The organism is Bradyrhizobium sp. LA6.1, assembly GCF_040547805.1.
GTDB classification, from domain to species: Bacteria; Pseudomonadota; Alphaproteobacteria; order Rhizobiales; family Xanthobacteraceae; genus Bradyrhizobium; species Bradyrhizobium barranii.
The window spans coordinates 36,781-51,177 of record NZ_JBEPQK010000005.1; the positions used below are offsets into that span (position 1 = coordinate 36,781).

Consider the following 14,397-nt stretch of genomic DNA (forward strand, 5'->3'; position numbering starts at 1 on the left):
CATGCGCGGGACGGCCCGCTCGCACGGTAGATGCGCTTGGCTGTTCCATGGAATGGCCGGGCGGCTCGGAGACATGTCCGGGCGGATCAAGGGGAGAGGGATGTCGGAGGCGGACGCGGCGGAATTGTTGAAGGCGATGGTGCCGCTGTTCAGGATCCGTCCAATATTCGAGGATTCCTGCAAATTCGGCGGCAGCTGGGAGTCGCTACACGCGCCGAACGGCAAGGGATGGGCGCAGTTCCACATGGTCACGCGCGGCGCTTGCGTGGTCGAGCGGCCGGGCCTGGGCCCGCAGAGGCTCGAAGCCGGCGACATCCTTCTCCTGCCGCATGGCGACGGTCACGCGGTTCGCAGCCGGACGGGCGGCGCTGTCGGGCGTGTTACGACCGAGGTCCGCAATGGCGTCCGCCAGCGCGCAACGGTCGAGGCCGAGGTCGATACCGAACTGCTGTGCGGCCGTTTCCTGTTCGAGACGTCGGATGAGAATCCGCTGATCGCCGCCCTTCCCGACGAGATCATCCTGCGCACGGCGGAGGAGCCGCTGCTGGAACGGTTTCGGCGCCTGCTGATCGACATTCGCGAAGAGCTCGACGCAGGGCGGGTTGGATCGGAGGTGGTCGCGGCCGACCTCGCGAGAGCGTTGTTCGTGATGATGCTCCGCGATCATCTTTCGGACGATGCCTCCGGGAACGGGACGGTGTCGCTGTTGCGCGACCGCGTGACGGCCCGTGTGGTGTCGGCGATCCTCAACGATCTCGCCCGGGACTGGACGCTCGACGACATGGCGGCGGTGGCGATCGCCTCGCGTGCGACGCTGGTGCGCGCTTTTCAAAAGCGCGCGGGGGTCGCGCCCATGACGTTCCTGTCCGATTTGCGATTGACGGTCGCGCGCAAGCGGCTGGCCGGCACTTCCGATCCGATCGCGAAGATCGCCGGCGAGGTCGGCTATGCGTCCGAGGGCGCGCTGAGCAAAGCCATCATGCGCAGATACGGCATGCGACCCGGCGCCTTGAGGGAGCCGGGTCCTCGCGCGCCGGTCGTCAGACCCGATACCAGCTCCCCAGATTCCAGGTCGTGACGTCCCAGCCCGAGATGTCGGCCATGAGGTTATTGACGCCGGCGCCGACGATGTTGCGGGAGAGCAGCGGCACGAGAATATTGGCTTCGCAGAAGATCTCGTTGACCTTGATCAGGAGCGCGGCGCGCTTGGCCGGATCGAGCTCCTGCTGCGCGGTCTTGTAGGCCTTGTCGGCCTCGGGATCGGACCAGCGCGAGATGTTTCGGCCGAGCCACTTGTTCTCCTTGTTGGCGATCTCCCAGGAGACGCACTGGTTCAAGAACCGCTCCGGATCGGGCTGCGGCTGCGTCGTGTTGTACATCTCCATGTCGCAATAGAGTTTCGAGTAGGTGTCGGGATTGCCGACATCAGACGAGAAGAACACCGATGCGGTGACCGACTTCAGCTCGATGTCGATACCGGCCTTCTGGCAGGCCTGCTTGATGATGGCCTGCGTCTTCTGCCGCGGGGCGTTGATCGAGGTCTGGAAGACGTATTTGAGCTTCTTGCCGTCCTTCTCGCGGATGCCGTCCGCGCCCCGCTTCCAGCCGGCCTCGTCGAGGATTTTGTTCGCCTTGTCGACGTCGAAAGCATAGGTCAGCTTGCCCGACTTGAACTGCTGGGGCTGGTTGACGAAGCTTGCCGTGGCGATGCCGCCGCGGCCATAGATGAATTTCTGGATCGCCTCGCGATCGATCAGGAGGTTGAACGCCTGGCGGACGACCGGATCGGACAGCGTCGGGTGCTTGGTCTTGACGCTGGAGCGCTCGCCGTCGACCTCGGTCCAGGGGTCCGTCGTGTTGAGGATGATGAACTCGACGTTGCCGGACGGCGTGATGTCGACCCTGCCTTTGCCGCTGGCCTCCATCCGCTTGAGGACCTCCTCCTCCACCAGCAGGTTCCAGGCATAGTCGTATTCGCCGGTCTGGAGCACGGTGCGCGCCGCGGAGACCGCGTCGCCGCCGCCCTTGACCTCGAGCGTGTCGAAATGGGGCTGGTTCTTGACGTGATAGTCGGGGTTGCGTTCGGCCCGGATCAGGTCGCCCGGCTTGAACTCGATGAATTTGTACGGGCCGGTGCCGACCGGCTTCAGATTGCCCGGCGCCTCGCGCGACTTCGCGCCGGCATAGTCGCCGAAATGGTGCTTCGGCAGGATCTGGCCGACCGAGCCGACGAAGGGGTCGGCCCAGAACGGGGTCGGGGCCTTGAACAGCACCTTGACGGTGTAGTCGTCGATCTTCTCGACGGTGATGTCCTTGTAGGATCCCGTGCTGTAGGCGGCGGTCGCGAGGTCCGCTGCGTAGGCCCAGGTGAAGACGACGTCGTCGGCGGTGAAGGGCTTGCCGTCATGCCACTTCACGCCCTGCTTCAGCTTCCAGATGACGCTCATGCCGTCGGCCGCGAGGCTGCCGTTCGCCTTGGTCGGAATCTCGGCGGCGAGGCAGGGGATGAGGTTGCCGTCCTTGTCCCAGCCGGCCAGCGGCTCGAAGAAGATGCGCGAGGCGACCTGATCCTTGGTGCCGATCGCGAAATGCGGATTGAGCAGGGTGGGGGCCTGCCACAGCAGGATCTTGAGCGGGCCGCCGCCACCGGCCTTGGTCGGCTTGTATGGCAGCGTGGCGTCCGCCATCGCGACGTCGTTCCAGAGCAGGATCTGGCTCGCGACCGGCGCGGCGATCCCGGCCGCAGCCATGGTCCGGATGAACGAGCGTCGCGACAGCGTGCCTTGCTTCACCTCCGCGATGGACTTGCGAATCTCGTCTTCGTTCATCGAATGATCTCCACCTCGAAGAAAAATCGTCTTCGGCACCCCATCATGTTGCATCATGCACGAGGCGGCAATGCCGGCGAGGCCGCGAGGCCCTGCGACGAAATGGCGAACGTGGAGATGGGCAGCTTCTGCCGGGACATTGTTGCCGGCGTGAAGGCTATGCCGGCCGGATTTCGCGATAAGCCCTTGATGGCAATGAGGCTCTCATCTGGCATGCGCATTGCACGCAAAGCGTGCGTTGGCAATGACAGTGGAGTGCGCGTATGAGCGTCAGCAGCATGAGCAGCATCGGTGGAAGCGCGGCGGGGTCGCCTTCATCCACCAGCCAGTCGAAATCGGCCGGTTCACAAGACGGCGCCTCGATGTTCTCGTCTCTGCTGGAGAGCGGCACGCCCTACGACGAGGTCAAGGTGAGCCTGCCGAACGGCATGTCGATCGGCATCGTCCATTTCGGTGGCGGCGGCTTCGACAGCAGCGCGCTCAAGTCCATCGAGGATTTCGTGCAGAAGCTCGCGAGCCAGCAGATATCAGGTGATCCGGCGTCCGGCGCCGACCAGTCGCAGAACGGTGACACGCCCGACGCCGTCGGGATCGACAAGGTTCATGTCGATCTTCCGAACGGAATCTCGTTCGAGGTGCTGCATTCCTCCGGCGGACATGCCACGGACAGCGACGCCGTCCTGAAGGAGCTCACCGAGGCCGCCGAAGAACTCGCCGAATCGCTGTCGCACTATTCGCCGGCCTCGGCCGCGGCTTCCGCTTATGCCTCGCAAGCAAGTTCGTCCGGCCGCAGCAGGCAGCTCGACGCGAGGAGCTGAGCAACACGCAGGACGCCCCGGGGGCTAAGATGATCCGGTGCGAACGGAGGGGCGAATGCACTAGCGCCCCTTCGCAAGCGCCAGCGCAGCATCCACCGCGTTTTCAAGAATCTCCTCCGACAATTGCCTGTCGCTCACTGCGCGCGACAATTGCAGCGCGCCGACCATGGTGGCGTAGGCCGCGATGGCGCGGCGGCGCCGCTCCGCCGGCGTGCCCTCAGGCATTTGCGCTGCCATCAGCGCGAGGATGTCGGACATCTTGCCGGTGAAGGCCTCGCGCGTCGCCTTCGGATGCCGCGCGATCTCGGAGACGAGGGCCGCGGTCGGGCAACCGGTCGCCGCGCGATCGCGATGCCTGGGCGAGAGATAGTCGCGGATCACGGTCTCGAGCGCGACGCCGTTTTCGAGATTGTCCTTGTGGCGCTGCTCGCGCCGCTCCAGCGCGTCGAGCAGTACCGCGCGCACCAGATCCTCCTTGGAGGCGAAGTGCGTGTAGAAGGCGCCGTTGGTCAGGCCCGCTTCCGCCATGATGCCGGCGAGGCCCACCGCGGCGATGCCGCTCTCGCGGAACTGCGAGGATGCGACATCGAGAATGTGCCGCCGCGTCGTGTCCCTGTGTCCCTTGTCATAGCGCGCCAATTCCGCCTCCTGCGAACCCGCCGCCCCCTATGCCACAAAAACGTGAGGTCTGCTCTATTGCATTACGGTTATAATAATACATTATGATCATAATGCAATGGGCGGCCGACCGGGGGCGGTCCGAGGGAACCACAGGATCGAACCCATGTCCGTCGAAGATGCCGCCGCGCCGGCCTTGTCCGCCGCGCCATTCGTGGCCCACACCGCGGCGGCGCTTCGCCGGGCGGCTACGCCCGCACCAAGCGCGGCTGAGCAAAGACGCGCCGCGCTCCTGACCGCGCCGATCTTGCCGACGCTGCTCAAGCTCGCGCTGCCGACCGTCACCGTCCTGGTGGCACAGACCGCCGTCAATATCGCGGAGGCCTATTACGTCGGCTATCTCGGCACCGATGCGCTCGCCGGCGCCGCGTTGGTGTTCCCGATCTTCATGCTGATGACCATGATGTCGAATGGCGGGTTCGGTTCCGGCGTTGCGTCCTCGGTGGCGCGCGCGGTCGGTGCCGGCCGCCGCGCTGACGCCGAGGCGGCGCTGTTTCATGCCGTGGTGCTCGCCATCATTGCCGGCGGCGTGTTCACGCTCGGCGTCGTCCTCGGTGGTCCGCATCTCTATCGCGCCCTCGGCGGCACCGACGGTGCGCTTAGCGCTGCCACCACCTATTCCAACTATCTGTTCGCCGGCGCCATTCCGGTGTGGATCGTCAACCTCCAGGCTGCCGCACTGCGCGGCGCCGGCAACGTCAAAGTGCCGGCCCTGGTGACGCTGGTCGGCGCCATCGTGACCATTCCGGTCTCGCCGGCGCTGATCTTCGGGTTCGGGCCGATCCCGCGGCTCGGCATCGGCGGCGCCGGCATAGCCTTCGGCCTCTATTATGGCGCGGCGATGCTGTTCCTGCTGCGCTACATGTCAACGGGCGCGACTGGCCTGAAGCTGCACATCGTGCCGTTGCGCGCAAAAATCTTCGGCGACATGCTGAAGGTCGGCGTCCCCACCGCGTTCAACGCGGTGCTGACCAACCTCACCGTCATTCTCGTCACCGGCGCGGTCGGGCTGTTCGGCACCTCCGCGCTCGCCGGCTACGGCATCGCCTCGCGGCTGGACTACATCATGATCCCGCTGCTGTTCGGGATCAGCACGGCGACGCTGACCATGGTCGGCGTCAACATGGGCGCGGGCCAGACCGCGCGGGCACGAAAGATCGGCTGGATCAGCGGCGTGGTCGGCATGATCATGACCGGCACGATCGGCTTGCTGGTTGCGATCTTCCCGACGGCCTGGCTGCACCTCTTCAGCCATGACGCGGACGTCGTCAGCGAGGGCATGACCTATTTGCGCATCGTCGCGCCCGCCTATGCCGCGCTCGGCTTCGGTTTTGTCAGTTCGTTCGCGGTGCAAGGCACCGGCCGCGCCATGGGACCGCTGGCTTCGTCCGTCGCGCGCATCCTGATCGCGGCTGGCGGCGGCTGGATCGCGGTGGCGAGCTTTGGCGCGGGCATGGCGGGTCTCGCCACCATGGTCACGGCCTCGCTCGCCGCCTATGCCGCGATCTGCGTCCTGATCATGCTGTCACCGTGGACGTGGCGCTCCGAGTAAACAGGCATCACTGGATGCCGGCAGCGCCGACAGCAGCAGCAAGTTGCTCAGCAACTTGAGCGACGACGCGCTGATCAGCTTCATCGTCAGGGCGACGCCGGAATTGAACGGAACGCCCTGGAGCAGGGCATAGAGGCTCCTAGGCGCTTCCGGCTGGCGAACTTCGGGGCGGCGAGGGCGGTCATGGCTGAACTCCTTGCTGGCCTTGCCGCCAATCTCGCATCCGGGGTGACACTTTGCCGTGATGCCCATCACGCTTGCGCAACGCGCCCCATGACCTGCGAATTCGTTTCCTATTTTGCGCCAAATGGAGAACGAGAGTCCGTCACCGGTAGTCATTATGGATTTTCATTTCATTGATTTCGCCTCACGGAGAAGCGAATACGGTTCCACTGATTGCCGCCCGCGTGATGGAGACCAAGATGTCGTTTCGCCTCCCCCTGATCCTCGCAACCGCGCTTGCCGCCTGGTCGGCCGCAGCAACCGCCGAGACGATCAAGATCGGTGTGACGCCGGGCCCGCATGCGCAGATCTTCGAGGCGGTGAAGCCGATCGCCGCCAAGCAGGGCCTCGACATCCAGCTGATCGAGTTCTCCGACTACGTGGTGCCGAATGCCGCGCTCGACGCCGGTGAGATCCAGGCCAATTCGTTCCAGAACCAGCCTTATCTCGACAACCAGAAGGCCGACCGCGGCTACAAGATCGAATCCGTCGGGCTGACCGTGAACTTCCCGATCGGCGTCTATTCGAAGAAGCACAAGGCCTTCGCCGATATCCCCGAGGGCGGCAAGGTCTCGATCCCGAACGATCCGACCAACGGCGGCCGCGTGCTGCTGCTGCTGCGCGACAAGGGCGTGATCAAGCTGAAGGACGGCACGGGCTTCAAGCCGACGGTGCTCGACGTCACCGAGAATCCCAAGAAGCTGAAATTCATCGAGGTCGATGCGGCGCAGGCGCCGCGCGCGCTCGACGATGTCGATGCCGCCGCGATCAACACCAATTATGCAACCCAGGCGGGCCTTGATCCCGTCAAGGATCCGATCCTGCGCGAGGACCCGAAAGGACCCTACGTCAACCTGATCGCGGTACGTGCCGCCGACAAGGACAAGCCCTGGGTCAAGATCCTCGTCGACAGCTACCACACGCCCGAGGTGAAGGAGTTCGTCCTGACCAAGTTCAAGGGCGCGGTGCTGCCGAGCTGGTAGGCAATCTGCCTAGCCAAGGTCCAGCGCGGGGGCGATCCGGCGGGCAGCCTTGCGCAATGCCCGCTTGTCTGGAGCTGCGGCAACCGACATCATCGGGGCCCATCCTCGCCCGACAGGGGTCGTATGAAACGCTTTGCAAACCTGAAACGACTGGGGTTCTTCACGCGGCTCCTCGATGAAGCCCCGCCCGCGGAGCGCTACCGCTTCGCCGCCGAGCAGATCGTGCGCGCAGAGAAAGCGGGCCTCGATTCCGCGTGGATCGCGCAGCATCATTTCCACGAGCGCGAGGGCGGCCTGCCGTCGCCCTTCACCTTCCTCGGTTACGTCGCGGCCCAAACCTCGCGCATCCGTCTCGGCACCGGCATCGTCACGCTGCCGCTGGAGAACGCGGTGCGGGTGGCGGAAGATGCCGCCGTGCTCGATCTCCTCTGCAACGGCCGCTTCGAGCTCGGCGTCGGCACCGGCGGGAATCCGTCGGCCTTTGCCGCCTTCGGCCTCGACAGTGCCCAGCGCAACGAGATCTTTGCCCGCAATCTGGACGTGGTCCGCACCGCCTTGGTCGGCAAGCCGCTCACCGGCGGCGATACGCTGTATCCGCAGCGGCCCCAGTTGGACAAGCGGATCTGGCAGGCGACGTTCTCGGTCGCCGGTGGTGCGCGCGCGGGCAAGGCCGGCGATGGCTTGCTGCTGTCGCGCACCCAGCCCCGGACCAAGGAGGCGCCGAGCGCAACGCTGGCGGAGATCCAGAATCCCGTCATCGATGCCTATCTCGAAGCGCTGCCGCCGGGATGCGAGCCCCGGATCATGGCCTCGCGCAGCGTCTTCGTCGCCGACGACCGGACTGAAGCGATGCGCCTTGCCGACATCGGGCTGCGGCGCGCGCTGCCGCAGTTCCTCAAGGGCGGTCACGCCAGGCCGGGCGAGACGCTGGAGGAGATGATCACCGCATTCGACACGCATGTCGGCGCGGCCGACGACGTCATCGCCTCGCTCCGCGCCGACGCCACGCTGGAGCGGGTGACCGACCTCGTCTTCCAGGTGCATTCGGTGGACGCGCCGCATCCTCATATCCTGCGCTCGATCGAGCTTGTCGCCGAGAAAGTCGCGCCGGCACTGGGCTGGGCCCGGACGGCGGCTGACGTGGCTCTGGCGGGCTGATCGGAGCGAACATGATCGCGTTGCACGAGGCTGAATGATGGCTACGAAAGATATCATCGACACGCTTGCCGGGATCGAACCGGGCACGGCTCTGGATGGCATTCGCGGACGCCGCCTGCAGGCGCGCGAGAATGCGCAGAAGAGCTATCTCTCGCTGTTCGAGCCGATCGACGCCGGCGATTTTTCGCTTGTGGAGCGCGCCGCAGTCGCGCTCTTCGTAATCGGCCTTCACCTCGAGCCCACCATGGCCGCCTTCTACCGGGCGAAGCTCGCGGCGACCGCCGATGGTGCGCGCCTGGCCGAGGCGATCGAAGTCGAAATCAAGCGCGGCGAGACGTCAGGCCCGTACGGTGCGTATCCGGCCGGACCGCTGTCAGTCGAAAACACGGCCGGCCTGATCTATCGCGTGAGTGCGGAGGGCAAGTCCGTCCTTGGCGCCAGGCTCGCCGCGGCGCTGGAGCATGCGCATCTGCTGGTGTTCCGCCCGCGCGATGCCGCGTCCGCCGATATGAAGGCGCTGCTGGCCGCCGGCTGGTCCGACACCGGCATCGTCACTTTCTCTCAGCTCGTCGCGTTCCTGTCGTTCCAGGTGCGCGTCGTCACGGGCCTGCGCCTGCTCGGCGCCTCGCTGGGCACCGCAAGCGCTGCGGCCGGCGCGTAAGGAGACTGCATCATGAGCGCTGCAAACAACGTCAATCCGCCCGTCGTCTTCACCCAGGACGAACTCGGCTGGGTGTCGTGGATCGATCCGCTGCCCGAGGCCGAATTGACCGAGCGGCATTTCGCGGGCCTGGTCGATCGCTCCCGTGCCAAGTCCGAATACTTCCGCCTTCTCGTGCGCGATCCCGAGGTGCTCGAAGCCCGCACCAAGACCGACAAGGATATCTTCTACAACGTCGCCGACGGCCTGCCGCGCGCCGAGCGTGAGCTCGCGGCGGCCGCGACGTCGCGCTACAACGGCTGCATCTATTGCGCCTCCGTGCATGCGCGTTTCGCCAGCACCTATTCCAAGCGTCGTGACGACGTGCAGCGGCTGCTCGACGAAGGCGTCAAGGCCGACCTCGGCGAGCGCTGGAATGCGGTGGTCAAGGCCTCGGTCGCGCTGGCCGCGACGCCGATCGCCTTCGGGCCTGAGAATATCGCGGAGCTGCGCCGCGCCGGCCTCGACGATGCCGAGATCGTCGACGTCATCAACGGCGCCTCGTTCTTCAACTGGGCGAACCGGCTGATGCTGTCACTCGGTGAGCCCTCGAAATAGGCAATCTCACCGGCACAAGAATTGCTGTTTGTTTCAACACTATCTGGATGGAGCCGTGCATGAGCAACATCGATCGTCGTACCCTGGTCAAGGGCTCGCTCGCCGCCATGATGGCGGGAGCGGCCGGTTCGCGCGGAGCCTTTGCGCAATCCTCCGAGCCGATCCTGCTCGGCGTCAGCGGCCCCCTGACCGGGCCGAACGCGCAATATGGTACGCAGTGGAAGCAGGGCTTCGATCTCGCGCTCGACGAGATCCAGGCCGCTGGCGGCATCAACGGCCGCAAGCTCACCTACAATTTCGAGGACAGCCAGAGCGATCCGCGCCAATCGGTGGCGATCGCGCAGAAATTCGTCTCCGATCCCCGCATCGTTCTTGAGCTCGGCGACTTCTCCAGCCCGGCCTCGATGGCGGCCTCGCCGATCTATCAGCGCGCGGGCCTTGTGCAGTTCGGCTTCACCAATTCGCACCCTGACTTCACCAAGGGCGGCGACTTCATGTGGAGCACCTCGGTCAGCCAGGCCGACGAGCAGCCGCTGTTGGCGTCCTATGCCGTGAAGCGCCTTGGCCTGAAGAAGCTTGCAGTGCTGCACCTCAACACCGATTGGGGCCGCACCAGCCGCGACTATTTCGTCAATGCTGCAAAGGAATATGGCGCGGAGATCGCGGTCACCGAGGGCTATATTGCCGAGGAGCGCGACTTCCGCTCCACTCTGGTGCGCGTGCGTGATGCCAATCCGGACGGCTTGATCCTGATCTCCTACTATTCCGACGGCGCGCTGATCGCGCGTCAGGCGCGACAGGTCGGGCTCAAGCAGGTGATCTGCGCGGCAAGCTCGGTCTACTCGCCGAAATTCCTGGAGCTGGGCGGCGAGGCCGTCGAAGAGGTCCATGTCGGCACGCGCTACTTCCCGGAAGACCCGCGGCCCGAGGTGCAAAAGTTCATCGCCGGCTTCAAGAAGAAGTACAACGGTCTGGAGCCCGACGCCTTCAACGCCTACGCCTATGATGCGATGAACATGGCGGCTGCCGTGGTGAAGATCGGCGGCACCGACCGCAAGGCGGTCCGTGACGCCTTCACCAAGGTCAAGGACGTGCCGAGCGTCATCTTCGGGGCCGCGACGTTCGACGTCGCGACCCGCCGCGTCAAGGGCGCCATGAACGCCGAGCTCGTCGTGCGCAAGGGCCAGTTCGCGCTCTGGGACGGCAAGCCGACCTGACCTGATGGCCGGAGCCGCCGCTCCGGCCACTTTCCTCTCTACGCGGGGGCAACTGCGTGTCTTCCTGGCTCGACTACACGATCAACGGGCTGATCGTCGGCAATGTCTACGCCCTCGTTGCGGTCGGGCTTGCGCTGATCTTCGGCGTCAGCCGGCTGATCAACTTTGCCCAGGGCTCGATCTATCTCGTCGGCGCCTATATCGGCTGGGTCGCGGTGGTGCAGCTGCATACGCCGCTGCCGCTCACCATTATCGTGGTGGCGGTGGCGGCCGCGATCGTCGGACTGATCATCGAACGGTTCGGCCTGCGTCCGCTTCAGAACTCCGTGCGCATCGCGCCGTTGCTCGCGACCATCGGCATCAGCTTCGTGCTCGATCAGCTGGTGATGCTGACCTTCTCGCCCAATCCGCGCGCGCTGCCGAGCCAGCTGCCTGACGTGCGCTTCCAGGTCGGTGGCGGCACGATCGGACCGCTTGATCTGCTGATCGCCGGCGTCGGCCTCACCAGCGCGCTGCTGCTGTTCGTGTTCCTGCGCTACAGCAAGCTCGGCTGGGCGGTGCGCGCCACCGCGCAGGACCGCGATGCCGCCATGCAGATGGGCGTCGACGTCAACCGCGTCAATCAGGCCGTGTTCGGCATCGCGGCGGCGCTCGGCGGCGTCTCCGGCCTGCTGGTCGGCATGTACTACAACCAGATCGACACCGCGATGAGCCTGCAGGCGACGCTGAAGGGGGTCGTTGCGGAAGTGGTTGGCGGCGCCGGCAACGTGCCGGGCGCCGTGATCGGCAGCTTGTTGCTCGGGCTGGTCGAGAGCTACGGCGTCGCCGTGTTCGGCACCAGCTACCGCAATCTGTTCGCGTTCCTGCTGCTGGTCGTCGTGCTCGTGCTGCGTCCGAACGGCCTGTTCGCCAGCGCGCGGCAGGCGCCACCCGAGCCGCTCACCGGCACCTTCATCGCGCCGAGCCGCCCGGTGCGGATTCCGCGTTGGGCGCTGCTGGTTGCCGCCGGCGTGTTCGCGATCCTGCCGTTCTTCCCGGTGTCCTTCTACGTGCTCCAGACCCTGATCAACGCCTGGCTGCTCGGCATGCTCGCGCTCAGCCTGACGCTGGTTGCGGGCACGGTGGGACAGGTCTCGCTCGGACATGCCGCGCTACTCGCAATCGGCGCCTACACCTCCGCGCTGCTGTCGCTGACCCTCAACGTCCCGGTCGGCCTCGCCATCGTCGGCGGCGGGCTAATGAGCGCCGCGCTCGGCACCGCATTGATCTCGCCGTCGTTCCGTCTGCGCGGGCATTACGTGTCGATCGCGACGCTGGCCATCGGCGAGATCGTGTCGCTGGTGATTCTGAACTGGGAGAGCGTTACGCGTGGTCCGATCGGCATCTCCGGCATTCCGCCGCTGTCGCTGTTTGGCTATGACCTGATTAGCCCGACGTCGATCTACTGGTTCAGCTTCGTCGTGATGGTCGTGCTGGCGCTGCTGCAGGGGCGCCTGCTCGGCTCGCATCTCGGCCGTAGCTTTCGCGCCATCCGCGACGATGACATCGCCGCGCGCGCCTATGGCCTCAGCCTGAACCGCTACAAGTCGCTGGCCTTCATCTTCGGCGGCTTCGCGGCCGGTGTCAGCGGCGGCATCGCCGCCCATCTCTATTCCTACATCAACCACGAGACCTTCAACACGCAGCAATCCATCCTGGCGCTGACCGTCGTCATCCTCGGCGGCCTCGGCAACGTCGTCGGCGCCATCGTCGGAGCGGTCGCGCTGGTCGGCTTGCCGGAGGTGTTCCGGATCGCGGCGGAGTATCGCATCCTGATCTACGGCATCGTGCTGCTGCTGCTCGTGCGGTTCAGGCCGCAGGGCCTGTTGGGGACGATATGATGGCGGAGCAGCACACGCCCATGCTGTCCCTGCGCGGGCTGACGCGTCGCTTTGGCGGCCTGACCGCAGTGGATGCCATCGACCTCGATCTCGCCAGGGGTGAGCTCATCAGCATCATCGGCCCGAACGGTGCCGGCAAGACGACGCTGTTCAACCTCGTGACTGGGCTCGATCGGCCCGATGCCGGCCATGTCCACTTCGAAGGGCAGGACATCACGGGTCTGTCGCCCGAACGGCTCGCGGCCGGAGGCATCGCGCGCACCTTCCAGCTCGGCCGCGTCTTCGGCAATCTCAGCGTCATGGACAACGTCCTGATCGGCGCGCACACGCGGCTGCGCGCGGTGAAGCCCGCGGTGCCAGTGATCGGCCCGCTGCTGGAATTGGGACTGGCGCTGTTGCGTCCGGCCAGCGTCAGGGACGAAGAGGAACGGCTGCGGGAGGAGGTGAAGGCTATTCTCGCTCGCTTCGGCGAACGGCTGCTGCCGCGGATCGACCAGCCGGCCTACAGCCTGTCCTACGCCAACCGCCGCCGCGTCGAGATCGCGCGCGCGCTTGCGCTGAAGCCGCGCCTGTTGCTGCTCGACGAGCCGACCGCCGGCATGAACCCGACCGAAACCACGGAGATGCAGGGCCTCGTCGCCGAGTTGAAAGCCGAGGGGCTGACCATCCTCCTGATCGAGCACAAGCTTGAAATGGTGATGCGCCTCTCCGACCGCGTCATCGTCATGGACGAGGGCAAGAAGATAGCGGAAGGGCCGGGTGAAGTGGTGCGTGGCGATCCCAAGGTGATCGAGGCCTATCTCGGCCACGGCCTGTCGGAGACGCCGGAGCGGGAGAGCGTGGCATGACGACAGGCGCATCCGAACCGCTGCTGGCGCTCTCGAACGTCAACACCTTCTACGGCCAGGCGCAGGTGCATTTCGACCTGTCGATCACGGTCGGCCGCGGCCATATCGTCTGCCTGCTCGGCGGCAATGCCAGCGGCAAGTCGACCACGATGAAGATCATTTTGGGCCTGGTGAAACCGCGCTCGGGTGACGTGACCTTCGACGGCGCCTCGCTGCTCGGGCTCACCACGCCGCAGATCGTCCGCCGTGGTATCGCCTCCGTGCCTGAGGCGCGGCGGTTGTTTGCGGACATGAGCGTGCGCGAAAACATCCTGATGGGTGCCTTCGTGCGCAACGACCGCGAGGCGATCGCGCAGGATCTCGACAAGATGCTGACGCTGTTCCCGAAACTTGGGCAGCGGCTGTCGCAGCGTGCTGGTTCGCTCTCCGGCGGCGAGCAGCAGATGGTCGCAATGGCGCGCGCGCTGATGAGCCGTCCCCGGATGATCGTGATGGACGAGCCGACCATGGGCCTGTCGCCGCTCTATGTCGACCGCGTGCTGGAGTTGATCCGCACCATCAACCAGGAAGGCGTGTCCGTCTTCATGGTCGAACAGAACGCCAGCCTCGCGCTCGAGATCGCGCACGAGGCCTATGTGCTCCAGACCGGCAAGATCGTGCTCTCAGGCCCGGCGCGGGCGCTGAAGGACGACCCCCGCATCCGCGATGCCTATCTTGGTGGCTCCGAGGCCGCGTAGCACCATCTCTGCCTGCATGGTTCGCCCGGCGATGCAGAGCATCGTCCGGACGCCCGCTGCGCGGGCTCCTCACCATGAGGGTCTGCTCGCAACGTGGCCGCGAATCCAGGCCTCATCCTGAGGAGCCCGCGCAGCGGGCGTCTCGAAGGATGGTTACAAGCATTCCTGCAAAGCGGCCCCCTGGAATTGCATTGGTTAGTGTGATCATTCTATGAAAA

The 14,397-nt window shown here is 65.6% G+C and carries 14 protein-coding genes; 11 read left to right on the plus strand and 3 right to left on the minus strand.

Translation table 11 applies throughout. The features are described from left to right. The first annotated feature begins 100 nt into the window (after positions 1 to 100). The gene (locus ABIB99_RS13985) at positions 101 to 1,078 is read left to right on the plus strand and encodes an AraC family transcriptional regulator (RefSeq protein WP_354176230.1); all 978 of its coding nucleotides are present in this window, start codon (positions 101 to 103) and stop codon (positions 1,076 to 1,078) included. Here the strand turns inward: ABIB99_RS13985 and ABIB99_RS13990 are convergent. Next, positions 1,041 to 2,828: a peptide ABC transporter substrate-binding protein gene (locus tag ABIB99_RS13990; protein WP_354176231.1), complete on the minus strand. Its 1,788-nt coding sequence runs from the start codon at positions 2,826 to 2,828 to the stop codon at positions 1,041 to 1,043. The two genes, ABIB99_RS13985 and ABIB99_RS13990, sit on opposite strands and share 38 nt — an antisense overlap. Before the next feature lie 263 nt (positions 2,829 to 3,091). Between ABIB99_RS13990 and ABIB99_RS13995 the strand changes: the two genes are divergently transcribed. Next, positions 3,092 to 3,646, plus strand: a complete 555-nt coding sequence (locus ABIB99_RS13995) for a hypothetical protein (RefSeq protein ID WP_354176233.1) — start codon at positions 3,092 to 3,094, stop codon at positions 3,644 to 3,646. Positions 3,647 to 3,706: 60 nt separating this feature from the next. Here ABIB99_RS13995 and ABIB99_RS14000 read toward each other — a convergent pair whose 3' ends face one another. After that, entirely contained in the window at positions 3,707 to 4,285 is a 579-nt protein-coding gene (locus ABIB99_RS14000) for a TetR family transcriptional regulator (protein ID WP_063981247.1), read from the minus strand. Positions 4,286 to 4,430: 145 nt separating this feature from the next. On the opposite strand from ABIB99_RS14000, the gene ABIB99_RS14005 reads away from it, so the two are divergent. Beyond that, positions 4,431 to 5,876: an MATE family efflux transporter gene (locus tag ABIB99_RS14005; protein WP_354176235.1), complete on the plus strand. Its 1,446-nt coding sequence runs from the start codon at positions 4,431 to 4,433 to the stop codon at positions 5,874 to 5,876. Here the strand turns inward: ABIB99_RS14005 and ABIB99_RS14010 are convergent. Next, entirely contained in the window at positions 5,850 to 6,215 is a 366-nt protein-coding gene (locus tag ABIB99_RS14010; protein WP_231143371.1) for a hypothetical protein, read from the minus strand. The two genes, ABIB99_RS14005 and ABIB99_RS14010, sit on opposite strands and share 27 nt — an antisense overlap. Positions 6,216 to 6,286: 71 nt before the next feature. Between ABIB99_RS14010 and ABIB99_RS14015 the strand changes: the two genes are divergently transcribed. The 8 genes from ABIB99_RS14015 to ABIB99_RS14050 all read left to right on the plus strand — a co-directional run bounded on the left by ABIB99_RS14015 (position 6,287) and on the right by ABIB99_RS14050 (position 14,179). Beyond that, positions 6,287 to 7,081 carry a MetQ/NlpA family ABC transporter substrate-binding protein gene (locus ABIB99_RS14015; RefSeq protein WP_028153283.1) on the plus strand — a complete coding sequence of 265 codons (795 nt, stop codon included), beginning with the start codon at positions 6,287 to 6,289 and terminating at the stop codon, positions 7,079 to 7,081. Positions 7,082 to 7,204: 123 nt separating this feature from the next. After that, entirely contained in the window at positions 7,205 to 8,239 is a 1,035-nt protein-coding gene (locus tag ABIB99_RS14020) for a putative FMN-dependent luciferase-like monooxygenase (protein WP_354176236.1), read from the plus strand. 37 nt (positions 8,240 to 8,276) lie between these two features. Further along, entirely contained in the window at positions 8,277 to 8,900 is a 624-nt protein-coding gene (locus ABIB99_RS14025; protein WP_354176237.1) for a CMD domain protein, read from the plus strand. 12 nt (positions 8,901 to 8,912) lie between these two features. After that, entirely contained in the window at positions 8,913 to 9,497 is a 585-nt protein-coding gene (locus tag ABIB99_RS14030; RefSeq protein ID WP_014492615.1) for an alkylhydroperoxidase domain protein, read from the plus strand. Positions 9,498 to 9,556: 59 nt separating this feature from the next. Then, positions 9,557 to 10,714, plus strand: a complete 1,158-nt coding sequence (locus tag ABIB99_RS14035) for an ABC transporter substrate-binding protein (protein ID WP_063981251.1) — start codon at positions 9,557 to 9,559, stop codon at positions 10,712 to 10,714. Positions 10,715 to 10,770: 56 nt separating this feature from the next. Further along, entirely contained in the window at positions 10,771 to 12,594 is a 1,824-nt protein-coding gene (locus ABIB99_RS14040; RefSeq protein WP_354176238.1) for an ABC transporter permease, read from the plus strand. Continuing rightward, positions 12,594 to 13,442 (plus strand): ABC transporter ATP-binding protein, encoded by an 849-nt coding sequence (locus ABIB99_RS14045; RefSeq protein ID WP_354176239.1) that lies wholly within the window; start codon positions 12,594 to 12,596, stop codon positions 13,440 to 13,442. The genes ABIB99_RS14040 and ABIB99_RS14045 overlap by 1 nt, the downstream gene beginning before the upstream one ends. Then, the gene (locus tag ABIB99_RS14050) at positions 13,439 to 14,179 is read left to right on the plus strand and encodes an ABC transporter ATP-binding protein (RefSeq protein WP_166344171.1); all 741 of its coding nucleotides are present in this window, start codon (positions 13,439 to 13,441) and stop codon (positions 14,177 to 14,179) included. Before ABIB99_RS14045 ends, ABIB99_RS14050 begins: the two co-directional genes overlap by 4 nt. Positions 14,180 to 14,397 lie beyond the last annotated feature (218 nt).

What these genes read in the sequence shown, in the direction of transcription:
- ABIB99_RS13990 (WP_354176231.1), bottom strand. Translation starts at nt 2,828, where the DNA reads ATGAACGAAGACGAGATTCGCAAGTCCATCGCGGAGGTGAAGCAAGGC.
- ABIB99_RS14045 (WP_354176239.1), top strand. Translation starts at nt 12,594, where the DNA reads ATGGCGGAGCAGCACACGCCCATGCTGTCCCTGCGCGGGCTGACGCGT.
- ABIB99_RS13995 (WP_354176233.1), top strand. Translation starts at nt 3,092, where the DNA reads ATGAGCGTCAGCAGCATGAGCAGCATCGGTGGAAGCGCGGCGGGGTCG.
- ABIB99_RS14025 (WP_354176237.1), top strand. Translation starts at nt 8,277, where the DNA reads ATGGCTACGAAAGATATCATCGACACGCTTGCCGGGATCGAACCGGGC.
- ABIB99_RS14015 (WP_028153283.1), top strand. Translation starts at nt 6,287, where the DNA reads ATGGAGACCAAGATGTCGTTTCGCCTCCCCCTGATCCTCGCAACCGCG.
- ABIB99_RS14005 (WP_354176235.1), top strand. Translation starts at nt 4,431, where the DNA reads ATGTCCGTCGAAGATGCCGCCGCGCCGGCCTTGTCCGCCGCGCCATTC.
- ABIB99_RS14020 (WP_354176236.1), top strand. Translation starts at nt 7,205, where the DNA reads ATGAAACGCTTTGCAAACCTGAAACGACTGGGGTTCTTCACGCGGCTC.
- ABIB99_RS13985 (WP_354176230.1), top strand. Translation starts at nt 101, where the DNA reads ATGTCGGAGGCGGACGCGGCGGAATTGTTGAAGGCGATGGTGCCGCTG.
- ABIB99_RS14035 (WP_063981251.1), top strand. Translation starts at nt 9,557, where the DNA reads ATGAGCAACATCGATCGTCGTACCCTGGTCAAGGGCTCGCTCGCCGCC.
- ABIB99_RS14050 (WP_166344171.1), top strand. Translation starts at nt 13,439, where the DNA reads ATGACGACAGGCGCATCCGAACCGCTGCTGGCGCTCTCGAACGTCAAC.
- ABIB99_RS14010 (WP_231143371.1), bottom strand. Translation starts at nt 6,215, where the DNA reads ATGACTACCGGTGACGGACTCTCGTTCTCCATTTGGCGCAAAATAGGA.
- ABIB99_RS14030 (WP_014492615.1), top strand. Translation starts at nt 8,913, where the DNA reads ATGAGCGCTGCAAACAACGTCAATCCGCCCGTCGTCTTCACCCAGGAC.